Below are 15,161 nucleotides of genomic sequence, written 5' to 3'. Positions count from 1 at the left end.
TGTTAGCGTAGTGCGCTTTTATAAATGCTGTCCGTGGCGGGCCATGATGTGCCGCACCACGCTGTAGTCCTGAAGCGAATCGCTGGACAGGTCCTTGCCGTAGCCCGAACGCTTCAGGCCGCCATGGGGCATTTCACTGACCAGCATGAAATGGCTGTTGATCCAGGTGCAGCCGTACTGCAGGCGCGCCGCGACCTGCATGGCCTTGTCGAGGTTCTGCGTCCAGACCGACGACGCCAGGCCGTATTCCGAATCGTTGGCCCAGTCCACTGCTTGTTCGAGTTCATCGAAACGGGTCACGGTGACCACCGGTCCGAACACTTCGCGCTGGACGATCTCATCGCTTTGCTTGCAGCCGGCCAGCAGGGTCGGCTGGTAATAGAAGCCGGCGCCGGAATGCACGGCCGCGCCGGTCACCCGTTCGATGTGCGGCTGGCCGAGGGCGCGTTCGACAAAACTGGCCACACGGTCGCGCTGGCGGGTGCTGATCAGCGGGCCGATTTCGTTGTCGGCGTCGCGTTTGCCGGCGAAGCGCAGGCTGCTGACGGCCGCGCCGAGCTCGGCCACCAGACGGTCGTGAATCCCGGCCTGGGCATAAATGCGGCAAGCGGCGGTGCAATCCTGGCCGGCGTTGTAGTAGCCATAGGTGCGCACACCTTCGACCACGGCCTGAATGTCGGCATCGTTGCAGACGATCACCGGAGCCTTGCCGCCGAGTTCGAGGTGGGTACGCTTGAGGGTTTTCGAGGCGGCCTGGAGGATTTTCTGCCCGGTGACGATATCGCCGGTCAGCGACACCATGCGCACTTTAGGGTGGCTCACCAGGTGGCTGCCGACGCCTTCGCCACCCCCGCAAACGATGTTGATCACACCCCGTGGCAGGATCTCGGCCAGCGCGGGTGCCAGGGCCAGGATCGACAACGGCGTGTGTTCCGACGGCTTGAACACCAGGGTGTTGCCGGCGGCGAGGGCCGGGGCGATTTTCCACGCGGCCATCATGATCGGGTAGTTCCATGGCGCAATCGACGCCACCACCCCGATAGGATCGCGGCGCACCATGCTGGTGTAGCCCGGCAGGTATTCGCCGCTGAGCTGGCCGGTCTGGCAACGCACGGCACCGGCGAAGAAGCGGAACACGTCGACCGTGGCACTCAGGTCATCCTGGCGCGCCAGGTGCAACGGCTTGCCGCAGTTCATGGATTCGAGGCGGGCCAGCAAGTCGGCGTTTTTTTCGATGGCGTTGGCGATGTCCAGCAACAGGTTCGAACGTTGCTGTGGCGTGGTCCGTGACCAACCGGCAAAGGCGCGGTGGGCGGCGAGGATCGCGGCTTCGACTTGCTCGGTGCTGGCTTCGGCGATTTGCGTGATGATTTCGCCGGTGGCCGGGTTGAGAATCGGCTCGACACAGCCTTGACCGGCGACTAATTCACCATCGATCAACAATGCGGTGAACAACGGAGTCTGCGCGCCAGCCATTTTTCGGGTTCTCTTTTCTTGTGTGGCCATGGTGTTCCCAGTGGTTGGGACCCGGCCGTCTTATATAGATGTAACAAGACTAGTTCGCGGGCCCGAGGACAACAAATACTAAATACTGAAGGTGGCGTTCGATTAAATAGATGGCTTGCGCCCGCCATGGGGTTGTTCGCGGGCGACCGTCAGGAACGGGTCCACCAGCGCCGGCCGGGCCGTGCCGCGACGCCAGGCAAGGCCGACATCCAGGGTCTGGCTGAGGTCGGCGATCGGCCGCGCTTCGATGATGTCGCCCTCAAGCGACCACGGGCGATAGGTCATGTCGGGCTGGATCGATACCCCCAGACCGGCGGCCACCAGGCTTCGCACCGCTTCGGTCGAGGCCGTGCGCAGGGTGATGCGCGGTTGCAGGGAGGCGGCGGACCACATGCGTTGGGCGTTGCGGTCCATTTCATCGACGTTCAGTTGAATCAATGGTTCGCGGGCCACATCGGCGAGGTTGATGCTGTCGTGTTCCAGTAATGGGTGCTGGGCCGGCAGCCATAGCCGGTGCGGCGAGTGGGTGAGCACTTCGGTCTGCAAGGCGTGACGGTCTTCGAGGTTGGAGAGGATCAGCACGCCGACATCGATCTCGCCGCTGACCAGCAAATGCTCAATGTACGGGCGCTCGTCTTCCATCACGCGGATTTCCACGTTGGGGTAGGCGCGCTGGAAACGGGTGAGCAAATCCGCCAGGTAATAACCGGCCACCAGGCTGGTCACGCCGACGATCAATTGCCCGGCGACCTGGTCGGTGCTCTGTTGCAGGCTGCGCTTGGCGTTATCCACGGTGGCCAGGATCAAGTGCGCCTGGCGCAGGAATTGATGGCCCTGGTGGGTCAGGGTCATGCCCTTGGCGTGGCGGCTGAACAGGCTGACGCCGATTTCCTCCTCCAGTTGCTGGATGGCCAGGGTCAGGGTCGACTGGGAAATGAACGCGGTTTGTGCGGCGGCGGAGATCGAACCGGTCTCGGCCACAGCGATGAAATGGCGAATCTGACGCAAGGTCATCATGGGGGAAGCACCCGGTGGGCTGTTTTTATCGATTTGTTGGAGTGTATATCTTTTTTTTCGATGGTCAGCGCCAGGTGCCCTGGTGATGCAACATCTGGAAGCACTCTCGCGCACGGGGCGTCGGCACTTTCGATCTAGGCTGGTGCCCTTGATTTCAGGTTAAACGTCCTGTGGAGGCAGCAAATGAATACCCGTGGATTGCTCGATCAGCTACTCAAGTCCGGCCAGGACCTGCTGCAGAACAAGGCCGGTGGCTCACAGCAAAAGGGCGCGAGCGCTGGCACCGGTGCCCTCGGCGGTTTACTTTCCGGCGCGAGCGGCGGGGCATTGGCGGCAGGCGCCATGGGCTTGCTGCTCGGCAGCAAGAAAGCCCGCAAGGTGGGCGGCAAGGTTGCGGTCTACGGCGGCCTCGCCGCGTTGGGCGTGCTGGCCTACAAGGCCTACGGCAACTGGCAGGCCCAACAGGGCACTGCGCCAGAAACCGAACCGCAAACCCTCGACCGCTTGCCTGCCGCGCAAGTCGAGCAGCACAGCCAGGCGATTCTCAAGGCGCTGGTGGCCGCGGCCAAGGCTGACGGGCATGTCGACGAACGTGAGCGCGCACTGATCGAGGGCGAGTTCATCAAGCTCGACAATGACCAGGAGCTGCAACACTGGCTGCACGCCGAACTCAACAAGCCGCTGGACCCCAGCGACGTCGCCCGTGCCGCGCGTACGCCGGAGACCGCCGCCGAGATGTACATCGCGAGTGTGATGATGGTCGACGAGGAGAACTTCATGGAGAAGTCCTACCTGGATGAGTTGGCGCGGCAACTCAAGCTGGAACCGGGGTTGAAGGCTGAACTGGAGAAGCAGGTTCGCCAGGCTTCGATGTAATTGCAGGAGCTGGCTTGCCAGCGAAGGCGGTCATTCAGTCAGTAATCGGTTGCCTGACACGACGCTTTAGCTGGCAAGCCAGCTCCCACAGGGTTCTGGTTTCAGCCGCGCCACATCCCCAATGGCCGATCCATCGCCCGATTCTACCCAATCACCCCTAACACCCCGTCCCTCAATTAGCGGACAGTCCCCTCCAGAGCCCATCCCGCCTTTTTTCAACGGGATGAGAAGTGGCGTGCATCCGTCTTATAAATGAAACACCGCCCTCGGCTATACTCCCCGCATTTCGAATCAGGCCTGAGGATTGACTGTGAAGAATTGGACATTGCGCCAACGCATTTTGGCGAGTTTTGCGGTCATTATCGCCATCATGTTGTTGATGGTGGTCGTCTCGTATTCGCGGTTGTTGAAGATCGAAAGCAGTGAAGCGAGCGTACGGGAAGACGCGCTTCCCGGGCTGTATTACAGCTCCATGGTTCGCAGCGCCTGGGTGGACAGTTACCTTCGGACCCAGGAAATACTCGGGTTCAGGGAAGGGCAGGGGTTGAGTGCTGAACAGGCGGAAAACTTCAAAACCTTCGAAACCCGCCTGCAAGAACAGATGAAGAACTACAACGACACGGTCACCACGGATGAAGACAAGGTCGAGTACGCCACCTTCATAAAGCTTCACGACGACTACAGCAAAGTCCTGGCCGCCGTGCTCGACCTGCACAAGCGCAATCAGGCCGTTGAAGCGATCCGCTTGTTCAACGAACAATTGACCCCGGCCTGGACCGCGGGGCGCATGAAACTCAACGACATCATCAGCGAAAACAAAGCAGTGGCCGACCGGGATATCGCGGCCATCGACGATGCGGTGCTCACCGCAAAAACCATCATGGGCATTTCCCTGTTGGTGGCGGTGCTGGCGGCCGGTCTCTGCGGCCTGTTGTTGATGCGCGCGATCATGGCGCCGATGAACCGTATCGTGCAGATCCTCGAAGTCATGCGTACGGGCGATCTCAGCCGCCGTCTCAACCTGGAGCGCAAGGACGAGTTCGGCGCGGTGGAGACCGGTTTCAACGACATGATGACCGAGCTCACTTCGCTGGTGTCCCAGGCACAGCGCTCGTCGGTGCAGGTGACCACGTCGGTCACCGAGATCGCCGCCACCTCCAAGCAGCAACAGGCCACTGCCACGGAAACCGCCGCCACCACCACGGAAATCGGCGCGACCTCCCGTGAAATCGCCGCCACCTCCCGGGATCTGGTGCGCACCATGACCGAGGTCTCCACCGCCGCCGATCAGGCTTCCGTGGCTGCCGGTTCCGGGCAGCAGGGCCTGGCGCGCATGGAGGAAACCATGCACTCGGTGATGGGCGCGGCCGATCTGGTCAATGCCAAGCTGGCGATCCTCAACGAGAAGGCCGGCAACATCAATCAGGTGGTGGTGACCATCGTCAAGGTGGCCGACCAGACCAACCTGTTGTCGCTCAACGCCGCCATCGAGGCCGAGAAGGCCGGGGAATACGGGCGCGGTTTTGCCGTGGTCGCCACCGAAGTGCGGCGTCTGGCGGACCAGACGGCGGTGGCCACCTACGACATCGAGCAAATGGTGCGCGAGATCCAGTCAGCGGTATCGGCCGGGGTCATGGGCATGGACAAGTTCTCCGAAGAAGTGCGTCGCGGCATGTCCGAGGTGCAGCAGGTCGGCGAGCAGTTGTCGCAGATCATCCATCAGGTCCAGGCGCTGGCGCCGCGGGTGCTGATGGTCAACGAAGGGATGCAGGCCCAGGCTACCGGTGCCGAGCAGATCAACCATGCGCTGGTGCAGTTGGGTGATGCCAGCAGCCAGACGGTCGAGTCATTGCGCCAGGCCAGTTTCGCCATCGATGAACTGAGCCAGGTGGCCGTCGGGCTGCGCAGCGGCGTTTCGCGATTCAAAGTCTGATGAGCGAAATCACGGCCAAGCGCTCTGCCGTGAAGCAGGCGCTGCATGCATTGTTTCTGGTGTTTCGCATCGGCAACGAGCGCTATGCCTTGAAGGCTGTCGAAGTGGCTGAAGTGCTGCCGCGCCTGCCCTTGAAGCCCATTGCCCATGCCCCCGCCTGGGTTGCCGGGGTGTTCGCCTATCGGGGCGCCGTGGTGCCGGTGATCGACTTGAGTGCACTGACGTTTGGCGTGCCGGCACAGGCCCGTACCAGCACCCGGCTAGTGTTGGTCAACTACCGCCCGGATGAAACCGGCGAGACACGACTGCTCGGGCTGATTCTGGAACAGGCGACCGACACCTTGCGCTGTGATCCGGCGGATTTTCAGCCCTACGGCCTGGACAATCGCCAGGCGCCTTACCTGGGGCCGGTGCGCAAGGACGAGCAAGGCTTGCTGCAGTGGGTACGGGTCAGCGATCTGCTGAACGATCAGGTGCGCGCCTTGTTGTTTCCTTCGCCGCCAATGGATCCGGCGCTGCTGGAGGTGCGGCCATGAGCAGCGACCAGCGTTTTTTCGACTTCCTCAAGGAGCGTATCGGACTCGACGTGACCTCGGTGGGGCCGGCCATCATCGAGCGGGCGGTGCGCCAGCGCAGCGTCGCTGCGCAAGCAGCCTCGGCCGATGAGTATTGGCATACCTTGCAGGGCTCACGGGACGAGCAACAGGCATTGATCGAAGCGGTGATCGTTCCGGAAACCTGGTTCTTCCGGTATCCGGAATCCTTCGCCACCCTGGCGAAACTGGCGAGCAAGCGTCTGGCTGAAATCAACAACCTGCGCGCACTGCGGATTCTCAGCCTGCCGTGTTCCACCGGTGAAGAACCGTATTCAATCGCCATGGCGTTGCTCGATGCCGGGCTCAAGCCGCACCAGTTCAAGGTCGACGGCATGGACGTCAGCCCGTTGTCGGTGGATAAAGCCAGGCGAGCCTTGTACGGCAAGAATTCCTTTCGGGGCGACGACATTGCGTTTCGCGAACGCCATTTCATTGCAGTGGGCGACGGCTATCGCCTGGACCCGCGGGTGCAGGAACAGGTGCGCTTGCAGGTCGGCAATCTGCTGGACCCGGCCTTGCTGGCCGGTGAACCGCCATTCGATTTCGTGTTTTGTCGCAACCTGCTGATCTATTTCGACCAGCCGACCCAGAAGCAAGTCTTTGAAGTGCTCAAGCGCCTGACCCATGATGACGGCGTGCTGTTTATCGGCCCGGCCGAAGGCAGTCTGCTGGGGCGTTTGGGGATGCGCTCGATCGGTATCGCGCAGTCCTTCGCCTTCAGTCGACAAGGGGCTGCGGAGCCTGAACCCCTGCCGGCATTCATTCCAACCCCCTTGCCTGTGCCGCAACCGCTGCGCAATCGACCCGCTGCGCCGGTGCGCAGTCGTCCGTTCGCCGGTGTTGTGCCACTGGCGTCAGTGCCGAAAACCTCTGGCACCGATACGGCTGTGCTGCTGGCGAACATCGCCGGGCTGGCCAACGAAGGCAAAAGCGCCGAGGCAAAGGCCGCGTGTGAAAGCTATTTGCGCAGTCATGAGCCGGTAGCCCAGGTGTTCTATTGGCTGGGACTGCTCAGTGATGTAACGGGAAACGTCTTGGAGGCCCAGGGCTTTTATCGCAAGGCGTTGTACCTCGAACCGCAACATCCCGAAGCGTTGGTGCACCTGGCCGCCTTGCTGCAGGCCCAGGGTGACGCGGCGGGGGCCAGACGATTGCAGGAACGTGCCGCCCGCAGCGCACGCGCCGCCGACAGTGAGCGTAAACGATGATCGCCTCCGACACCTTCAGCGTCACCCGGGATGCCCAGGCCATCGACGATTGCTGGAACCGCATCGGTATCCACGGCGACAAGTCCTGCCCGTTGCTGGCCGAACATATTCATTGCCGCAATTGTGCGGTGTATTCGGCAGCCGCGACGCGTCTGCTCGATCGTTATGCCTTGCAGCAGGAAGAGCGCGGACCAGTGTCCGTCGCGCTCGAGAGTGAGGTGAAAACCCGCTCGCTGTTGATGTTCCGTCTGGGGGAGGAGTGGTTGGGCCTGGCCACGCGCAGCCTGGTGGAAGTGTCGCCGTTGCAGGCGATTCACTCTTTGCCGCACCAGCGCTCCCGGGCCTTGCTCGGCGTGGCGAATGTGCGCGGCGCACTGGTCGCCTGCCTGTCGCTGGTGGAGCTGCTCGGGCTCGACGGCACCGGCAATGTGGCGCCGGGTGCGCGGGTCATGCCGCGCATGCTGATCATCGCGGCCCACGGCGGGCCGGTGGTGGTGCCGGTGGACGAAGTCGACGGGATTCACGCCATCGACGAGCATATCCTCGATAGCGCATCGCGCTCGGGGGCCCAGGCCAGCGCCAAATACACCCGTGGCGTGTTGCAATTCAAAGGTCGCAGCCTGCGTTGGCTGGATGAAGAACAGCTGTTGTCCGCCGTGACCCGGAGCCTCACATGACCCCCGAGCAAATGCGCGACGCCTCTTTGCTGGAGCTGTTCAGCCTGGAGGCCGAAGCCCAGACCCAGGTCTTGAGTGCCGGCCTGCTGGCGCTTGAGCGCGATCCGACCCTGGCCGATCAGCTTGAATCTTGCATGCGTGCGGCGCACTCGCTCAAGGGGGCGGCGCGGATCGTGGGCGTCGATGCCGGAGTCAGTGTCGCCCACGTCATGGAAGATTGCCTGGTCAGTGCCCAGGAAGGGCGCCTGTTGCTGCGCCCCGAACACATCGATGCGTTGCTGCAAGGCACCGATCTGCTGATGCGCATCGCCACGCCGGGCAACACCCCGCAGGCCACGGACATTGAGGCTTACGTAACCTTGATGGCACGCTTGCTGGATCCGACAGCGCTGCTGGTTGCGCCTGCCGACCCGGCCATGGCCGACCGGGTTATGTCCGAGCCGATTATGTCCGAGCTCATGCTCGGAGCACCCGCGCCCGAGGTCGAGCCGCCGGCGCCTGTCGTCGAACCGCCTCCGGCGCCAGCCCTGCGCCAGACCAAACGCACCACCGAAAATGGCGAACGTGTGTTGCGCGTCACCGCCGAGCGCCTGAACAGTCTGCTCGACCTGTCGAGCAAATCCCTGGTGGAGACCCAGCGGCTCAAACCGCACCTGGCGACCATGCAGCGACTCAAGCGCATGCAAAGCAACAGCCTGCGAGCGCTGGAGAATCTCAACGTTCACCTCAAGGATCACGCCTTGAGCCTGGAAGCCCAGGAAGCCCTTGAGGATGCGCGGCGCTTGCTCGCGCAATCCCAGCAATTGCTCATGGAAAAGAACGCCGAACTCGATGAGTTCGCCTGGCAGGCCAGCCAGCGGGCGCAGGTGTTGTACGACACGGCGCTGGCTTGTCGCATGCGGCCCTTTGCCGATGTGCTGACCGGGCAGGTGCGCATGGTCCGTGATCTGGGGCGGGATCTGGGCAAACAAGTGCGACTGGAGATTGAAGGCGAGAAAACCCAGGTCGATCGCGACGTGCTGGAAAAGCTCGAGGCGCCGCTGACTCACCTGTTGCGCAACGCGGTCGATCACGGCATCGAACTCCCGGAACAACGCCTGCTGGCGGGCAAGCCGGCGGAAGGTTTGATTCGCCTGCGCGCCTCTCATCAGGCCGGTTTGCTGGTGCTTGAATTGAGCGATGACGGTAACGGCGTGGACCTGGAAAAGCTCCGTCGCAGTATCGTTGAACGAAATCTGTCCCCCGCGGAAACCGCCGCGCAGTTGAGCGAAGAAGAGCTGCTGACGTTCCTGTTCCTGCCCGGTTTCAGTCTGCGTGACAGGGTCACCGAGGTGTCCGGTCGTGGCGTCGGCCTGGATGCGGTGCAGCACATGGTCCGACAGTTGCGCGGTGCGGTGGTGCTGGAGCAGACGGCGGGCGAGGGCAGTCGTTTCCATCTTGAAGTGCCGTTGACCCTGTCGGTGGTGCGCAGCCTGGTGGTGGAAGTCGGCGACGAGGCCTATGCCTTTCCGCTGGCGCACATTGAGCGCATGTGCGATCTGGAGCCGGCGGACATCGTGCAGGTCGAAGGTCGCCAGCATTTCTGGCACGAAGGCCGGCATGTCGGGCTGGTGGCGGCCAGCCAGTTGCTGCATCGCCCGGCCAGCCAGAACAGTGGGGAAACCCTGAAAGTCGTGGTGATTCGCGAGCGCGATGCGATCTACGGCGTGGCCGTGGAGCGGTTTATCGGTGAGCGTACATTGGTGGTGCTGCCGCTGGATGAACGTCTGGGCAAGGTGCAGGACATTTCCGCCGGGGCCCTGCTCGACGACGGCTCGGTGGTACTGATCGTTGATGTCGAAGACATGCTGCGTTCGGTGGAAAAACTGCTCAACACCGGGCGCCTGGAACGCATCGCCCGCCACAGCAATCAGGTGGTCGAGGCGGCCCGCAAACGAATTCTGGTGGTGGACGATTCCCTGACCGTGCGAGAGTTGCAGCGCAAGCTGTTGCTCAATCGCGGATACGACGTGGCGGTTGCGGTAGACGGCATGGACGGCTGGAACGCGTTGCGTTCGGAGGATTTCGATCTGCTGATCACCGACATTGATATGCCGCGCATGGACGGCATCGAACTGGTTACGTTGCTGCGTCGGGACAATCGCCTGCAATCGCTGCCGGTGATGGTGGTGTCCTACAAGGATCGTGAGGAGGACCGGCGCCGTGGACTGGATGCCGGGGCCGACTATTATCTAGCCAAGGCCAGTTTTCATGACGACGCCTTGCTCGATGCAGTGGTCGAGCTCATTGGAGGGGCGCGTGCATGAGGATTGCAATCGTCAACGACATGCCCATGGCGGTGGAGGCCCTGCGCCGTGCCCTGGCATTCGAACCGACACACGAGGTGGTCTGGGTCGCCAGCAATGGCGCCGAAGCGGTGCGCCTGTGCGCACAGGACACGCCGGACCTGATCCTGATGGACCTGATCATGCCGGTGATGGATGGCGTCGAGGCCACGCGGCGGATCATGGCCGAGACCCCGTGCGCCATTGTCATCGTCACCGTGGATCGCCAGCAGAACGTGCACCGGGTGTTCGAGGCCATGGGCCACGGTGCGTTGGACGTGGTCGACACCCCGACCGTCGGCGCCGGCAATGCCCAGGAAGCGGCTGCGCCGTTGTTGCGCAAGATCATGAACATCGGCTGGCTGATCGGCGACAAGGGCAACCGCCCGCGCCCGGCGCCGGCACCGTTGCGCAGTTCGGGCTCACGCCAGAGCCTGATCGCCATTGGCTCATCCGCCGGTGGGCCGGCGGCGCTGGAACTCTTGCTCAAGGGCCTGCCGCGTGATTTCTCTCCGGCCATCGTGCTGGTGCAGCACGTTGACCAGGTGTTTGCCGCCGGCATGGCTGAATGGCTCGGCAGTGCCAGCGGCCTCAACGTGCGCCTGGCCGAGGAAGGCGAGCCGCCGCAAAGCGGCACGGTATTGCTGGCCGGCACCAATCACCATATTCGCTTGCTGAAAAACGGCACGCTGGCCTACACCGCTGAACCGGTCAACGAAATCTACCGGCCCTCCATCGATGTGTTCTTCGAGAGCGTGGCCAGTTACTGGAGCGGTGACGCCGTGGGGGTTTTACTCACCGGCATGGGGCGTGATGGCGCCCAGGGGCTTAAACTCATGCGCCAACAGGGTTACCTGACCATCGCACAAGACCAAGGCAGCAGTGCGGTGTATGGCATGCCGAAGGCGGCCGCCGCCATCGACGCTGCCGTGGAGATTCACCCGCTGGACAAGATAGCGCCACGATTGCTGGAGATTTTCGCCAAATGAGCACCTTTTTCCTCATTCCTGGCTCAGGTAGTACTCAGGTGACCGCACATGAATGAATTACAGCTCGACGATTTCAAGACCGACGAAAACGCCGCCATGGTGTTGCTGGTGGACGATCAGGCCATGATCGGCGAAGCCGTGCGCCGGGGCCTGGCGAACGAAGAGAACATCGATTTCCATTTCTGCGCCGACCCGCACCAGGCCATCGCCCACGCGGTGCGCATCAAGCCGACGGTGATCCTGCAGGATCTGGTCATGCCCGGCCTTGACGGTCTGAGCCTGGTGCGCGCATACCGCAATCACCCGGCGACCAAGGACATTCCGATCATCGTCCTGTCGACCAAGGAAGATCCGCTGATCAAGAGCGCGGCCTTCGCGGCCGGGGCCAACGATTACCTGGTCAAGCTGCCGGACACCATCGAACTGGTCGCGCGCATCCGCTATCACTCGCGGTCCTACATGACCCTGCTGCAACGGGACGCGGCCTACCGCGCGTTGCGGGTCAGCCAGCAGCAACTGCTCGATACCAACCTGGTACTGCAACGCCTGATGAACTCCGATGGCCTGACCGGGCTGTCGAACCGTCGGCACTTCGACGAATACATGGAGCTGGAGTGGCGCCGTTCGCTGCGTGAGCAGAGCCAGTTGTCGTTGCTGATGATCGATGTCGACTACTTCAAGGCCTACAACGACAGTTTCGGCCACCTGGAAGGCGATGAAGCCCTGCGCAAGGTCGCCACGGCGATCAAGGAGGCCAGTGCCCGGCCTTCGGACCTGCCGGCCCGCTACGGAGGCGAAGAATTTGCCCTGGTGCTGCCCAACACCTCCCAAGGCGGCGCGCGGCTTGTCGCCGAGAAGCTGCGCCAGACCGTGGCAGCCCTGAAGATCCCGCATAACTCGCCAGCCGAAGGGTCGAGCCTGACCATCAGCATCGGCCTGTCGACCATCACCCCGAAAGCGGGCAGCAACTGCCGCGACCTGATCCTGGCGGCGGACAAGGGGCTGTATTTGGCGAAGAATAACGGGCGCAACCAGGTGGGGATTGGGTGAACGCCACGCCCCTGTAGGAGCGAGCCTGCTCGCGATGGGCGTTAACGATGACGATGGCTATCTGAATAAACGCGGTGCCTGAGCGTTTCTCGCGAGCAAGCTCGCTCCTACAGGGACTTGGCATTTCAGCCAAGCGGACTGCCGTTTTCGGCTGTTTCCCGGTATACTCGCCGGCTTTCAAAAGTTCGCCAACGAGTGCTGCCCGTCATGGAAATCAACCCGATCCTGAACACCATCAAGGACCTGTCCGAGCGCTCCGAAACTATTCGGGGGTATCTTTGACTACGATCAAAAGCATGAGCGTCTGACCGAGGTCAATCGCGAGCTTGAAGATCCGAGTGTCTGGAACAAACCTGAATACGCCCAGGAGTTGGGCCGCGAGCGCGCTGCGCTGGCGCAAATCGTCGATACCCTGGACGAACTGAACACCGGTCTGGCCGATTGCCGCGACCTGCTGGACATGGCTGTCGAAGAAAACGACGAAGGCGCAGTGGACGATGTCGTCGCCGAACTGGCCCGTCTCGAGGAAAGTCTGGCCAAGCTGGAATTCCGTCGCATGTTCAGCCACGAAATGGACCCGAATAACGCCTACCTGGACATCCAGGCCGGTTCCGGCGGCACCGAAGCCCAGGACTGGGCCAACATTCTGCTGCGCATGTACCTGCGCTGGGCCGACAAACGCGGTTTCGACGCGACCATCATGGAACTGTCCGCCGGTGAAGTCGCCGGGATCAAGGGCGCGACCGTGCACATCAAGGGCGAATACGCGTTTGGCTGGTTGCGCACCGAGATCGGCGTACACCGTCTGGTGCGCAAGAGCCCGTTCGACTCCGGCAACCGTCGCCACACCTCGTTTTCCGCGGTGTTCGTCTCGCCAGAGATCGATGACAAGGTGGAAATCGAAATCAACCCGGCAGACTTGCGGATCGACACCTATCGTTCCTCGGGTGCCGGTGGTCAGCACGTAAACACCACCGACTCGGCCGTACGTATCACCCACGTACCGACCAACACCGTGGTCAGCTGCCAGAACGAACGTTCCCAGCACGCCAACAAGGACACCGCCATGAAAATGCTGCGGGCCAAGTTGTACGAGCAGGAAATGCAGAAGCGCAACGCGGCGTCCCAGGCGCTGGAAGACACCAAGTCCGATATCGGCTGGGGTCATCAGATCCGTTCGTACGTGCTCGATGCCTCGCGGATCAAGGATCTGCGTACCAACATCGAACGCAGCGACTGTGACAAGGTGCTCGATGGCGACATCGACGAATACCTGGAAGCGAGCCTGAAGTCCGGGCTGTAAGTTACTGACACACCGCGATCCCCTGTAGGAGCCGGCTTGCCGGCGATCCCCGGCCGCAGGCCGGGGAAAACGAACCAGATGGAATATTTAAAGACATGAGCGACCTAGAACTCGACCCGCAAGCCCTGCAACAGGAAGAAAACTCCCTGATCGCCCTGCGCAAGGAAAAGCTTGCTGCCGAGCGCGCCAAGGGCAATGCCTTCCCGAATGACTTCCGCCGCGAAAACTACTGCGATGCACTGCAGAAACAGTACGCGGACAAGACCAAGGAAGAGCTGGCAGAGGCTGCGATCCCGGTCAAGGTTGCCGGTCGTATCATGCTCAACCGTGGCTCGTTCATGGTGATCCAGGACATGACCGGTCGTATCCAGGTCTACGTCAATCGCAAGACCCTGTCCGAAGAAACCCTGGCCGCGGTGAAAACCTGGGACATGGGCGACATCATTGCCGCCGAAGGCACCCTGGCCCGTTCCGGCAAGGGTGACCTGTACGTTGAAATGACCAGCGTGCGCCTGCTGACCAAATCCCTGCGCCCGCTGCCGGACAAGCACCACGGCCTGACCGACACCGAACAGCGCTACCGCCAGCGCTACGTTGACCTGATCGTCAACGAAGACGTGCGCCAGACCTTCCGCGTGCGTTCGCAAGTCATCGCCCACATCCGCAGCTTCCTGATGAAGCGTGATTTCCTGGAAGTGGAAACACCGATGCTGCAGACCATTCCGGGCGGCGCGGCAGCCAAGCCGTTCGAAACCCACCACAACGCGCTGGACATGGAAATGTTCTTGCGCATTGCGCCTGAGCTGTACCTCAAGCGGCTTGTTGTCGGCGGGTTCGAGAAGGTGTTCGAGATCAACCGCAACTTCCGCAACGAAGGCGTTTCGACTCGTCACAACCCTGAATTCACCATGTTGGAGTTCTACCAGGCCTACGCCGACTACGAAGACAACATGGACCTGACCGAAGAACTGTTCCGTGAACTGGCGCAGCTGGTTCTGGGCAGCACCGACGTGCCGTACGGCGACAAGGTGTTCCACTTCGGCGAGCCGTTCGTGCGCCTGTCGGTGTTCGACTCGATCCTCAAGTACAACCCCGAGCTGACCGCCGACGACCTGAACGACATCGACAAGGCTCGCGCCATCGCCAAGAAAGCCGGCGCCAAGGTGTTGGGCTTCGAAGGCCTGGGCAAGCTGCAGGTGATGATTTTCGAAGAGCTGGTCGAGCACAAGCTGGAACAGCCGCACTTCATTACCCAGTACCCGTTCGAAGTGTCGCCGCTGGCACGTCGTAACGACGAGAACCCGAACGTCACCGACCGTTTCGAGCTGTTCATCGGTGGTCGTGAAATCGCCAACGCCTACTCCGAGTTGAACGACGCGGAAGACCAGGCCGAGCGTTTCATGGCCCAGGTGGCCGACAAGGACGCCGGCGACGACGAAGCCATGCACTACGACGCCGATTTCGTGCGTGCGCTGGAGTACGGCATGCCGCCAACGGCAGGTGAAGGCATCGGTATCGACCGTCTGGTGATGCTGCTGACCAACTCCCCGTCGATCCGCGACGTGATCCTGTTCCCGCACATGCGGCCGCAAGCGTAAGTGTTTCAACTAAAAAAGCCGCCTTTTCAGGCGGCTTTTTTATTGCCTGTGTCCCGTCCTGAATAAGGTTTACACCTTCTGACT

12 protein-coding genes are annotated in these 15,161 nt (G+C 62.0%); 10 read left to right on the top strand and 2 right to left on the bottom strand.

Translation table 11 applies throughout. The annotated features are described in order from the left end of the window. Nucleotides 1-18: 18 nt before the first annotated feature. Complete coding sequence (locus AB7M25_RS24450) at nt 19-1,506, bottom strand: gamma-aminobutyraldehyde dehydrogenase (RefSeq protein WP_429391267.1); 1,488 nt, start codon at nt 1,504-1,506, stop codon at nt 19-21. Between the two features lie 102 nt (nt 1,507-1,608). Beyond that, nucleotides 1,609-2,523, bottom strand: a complete 915-nt coding sequence (locus tag AB7M25_RS24445) for a LysR family transcriptional regulator (RefSeq protein WP_007975056.1) — start codon at nt 2,521-2,523, stop codon at nt 1,609-1,611. A 183-nt stretch (nt 2,524-2,706) separates the two neighbouring features. Here AB7M25_RS24445 and AB7M25_RS24440 point away from each other — a divergent pair, with 183 nt between their 5' ends. The 10 genes from AB7M25_RS24440 to lysS all read left to right on the top strand — a co-directional run bounded on the left by AB7M25_RS24440 (nt 2,707) and on the right by lysS (nt 15,077). Beyond that, nucleotides 2,707-3,399 carry a tellurite resistance TerB family protein gene (locus AB7M25_RS24440; protein WP_429385998.1) on the top strand — a complete coding sequence of 231 codons (693 nt, stop codon included), beginning with the start codon at nt 2,707-2,709 and terminating at the stop codon, nt 3,397-3,399. Between the two features lie 310 nt (nt 3,400-3,709). Next, nucleotides 3,710-5,332 (top strand): methyl-accepting chemotaxis protein, encoded by a 1,623-nt coding sequence (locus AB7M25_RS24435; protein ID WP_429385996.1) that lies wholly within the window; start codon nt 3,710-3,712, stop codon nt 5,330-5,332. Then, entirely contained in the window at nt 5,332-5,868 is a 537-nt protein-coding gene (locus AB7M25_RS24430; protein WP_429385994.1) for a chemotaxis protein CheW, read from the top strand. Before AB7M25_RS24435 ends, AB7M25_RS24430 begins: the two co-directional genes overlap by 1 nt. Then, nucleotides 5,865-7,136 (top strand): CheR family methyltransferase, encoded by a 1,272-nt coding sequence (locus AB7M25_RS24425; RefSeq protein ID WP_429385992.1) that lies wholly within the window; start codon nt 5,865-5,867, stop codon nt 7,134-7,136. Before AB7M25_RS24430 ends, AB7M25_RS24425 begins: the two co-directional genes overlap by 4 nt. After that, a complete protein-coding gene (locus AB7M25_RS24420) occupies nt 7,133-7,813 on the top strand; it encodes a chemotaxis protein CheW (RefSeq protein WP_429517717.1) in 681 nt (226 codons plus the stop codon). The genes AB7M25_RS24425 and AB7M25_RS24420 overlap by 4 nt, the downstream gene beginning before the upstream one ends. After that, nucleotides 7,810-10,119 (top strand): hybrid sensor histidine kinase/response regulator, encoded by a 2,310-nt coding sequence (locus AB7M25_RS24415; RefSeq protein ID WP_429385988.1) that lies wholly within the window; start codon nt 7,810-7,812, stop codon nt 10,117-10,119. Before AB7M25_RS24420 ends, AB7M25_RS24415 begins: the two co-directional genes overlap by 4 nt. Continuing rightward, nucleotides 10,116-11,126: a chemotaxis response regulator protein-glutamate methylesterase gene (gene cheB / locus AB7M25_RS24410; RefSeq protein ID WP_429517719.1), complete on the top strand. Its 1,011-nt coding sequence runs from the start codon at nt 10,116-10,118 to the stop codon at nt 11,124-11,126. Before AB7M25_RS24415 ends, cheB begins: the two co-directional genes overlap by 4 nt. Before the next feature lie 48 nt (nt 11,127-11,174). Further along, nucleotides 11,175-12,176, top strand: coding sequence for a diguanylate cyclase domain-containing protein (locus AB7M25_RS24405; protein WP_429517721.1), 1,002 nt, complete (start codon nt 11,175-11,177; stop codon nt 12,174-12,176). Between the two features lie 207 nt (nt 12,177-12,383). Next, nucleotides 12,384-13,479 (top strand): peptide chain release factor 2 gene (gene prfB / locus AB7M25_RS24400; protein ID WP_095965010.1). Its coding sequence is split into 2 segments (ribosomal slippage): nt 12,384-12,455 and nt 12,457-13,479, totalling 1,095 coding nucleotides; the frame shifts between segments, so codons are not numbered across the junction. Nucleotides 13,480-13,574: 95 nt separating this feature from the next. Next, complete coding sequence (gene lysS / locus AB7M25_RS24395; RefSeq protein WP_429560243.1) at nt 13,575-15,077, top strand: lysine--tRNA ligase; 1,503 nt, start codon at nt 13,575-13,577, stop codon at nt 15,075-15,077. The last annotated feature ends 84 nt before the right edge of the window (nt 15,078-15,161 follow it).

The organism is Pseudomonas sp. AP3_22 TE3818 (assembly GCF_053628995.1).
The sequence above is the reverse complement of the archived record's forward strand: the minus strand, read 5'-3'. Positions and strand labels throughout refer to the sequence as shown.

Coding starts and splice junctions, on each gene's coding strand:
- cheB (WP_429517719.1), top strand. CDS start 10,116: ATGAGGATTGCAATCGTCAACGACATGCCCATGGCGGTGGAGGCCCTG.
- AB7M25_RS24440 (WP_429385998.1), top strand. CDS start 2,707: ATGAATACCCGTGGATTGCTCGATCAGCTACTCAAGTCCGGCCAGGAC.
- AB7M25_RS24445 (WP_007975056.1), bottom strand. CDS start 2,523: ATGATGACCTTGCGTCAGATTCGCCATTTCATCGCTGTGGCCGAGACC.
- AB7M25_RS24450 (WP_429391267.1), bottom strand. CDS start 1,506: ATGGCCACACAAGAAAAGAGAACCCGAAAAATGGCTGGCGCGCAGACT.
- AB7M25_RS24405 (WP_429517721.1), top strand. CDS start 11,175: ATGAATGAATTACAGCTCGACGATTTCAAGACCGACGAAAACGCCGCC.
- lysS (WP_429560243.1), top strand. CDS start 13,575: ATGAGCGACCTAGAACTCGACCCGCAAGCCCTGCAACAGGAAGAAAAC.
- AB7M25_RS24430 (WP_429385994.1), top strand. CDS start 5,332: ATGAGCGAAATCACGGCCAAGCGCTCTGCCGTGAAGCAGGCGCTGCAT.
- AB7M25_RS24420 (WP_429517717.1), top strand. CDS start 7,133: ATGATCGCCTCCGACACCTTCAGCGTCACCCGGGATGCCCAGGCCATC.
- AB7M25_RS24425 (WP_429385992.1), top strand. CDS start 5,865: ATGAGCAGCGACCAGCGTTTTTTCGACTTCCTCAAGGAGCGTATCGGA.
- AB7M25_RS24415 (WP_429385988.1), top strand. CDS start 7,810: ATGACCCCCGAGCAAATGCGCGACGCCTCTTTGCTGGAGCTGTTCAGC.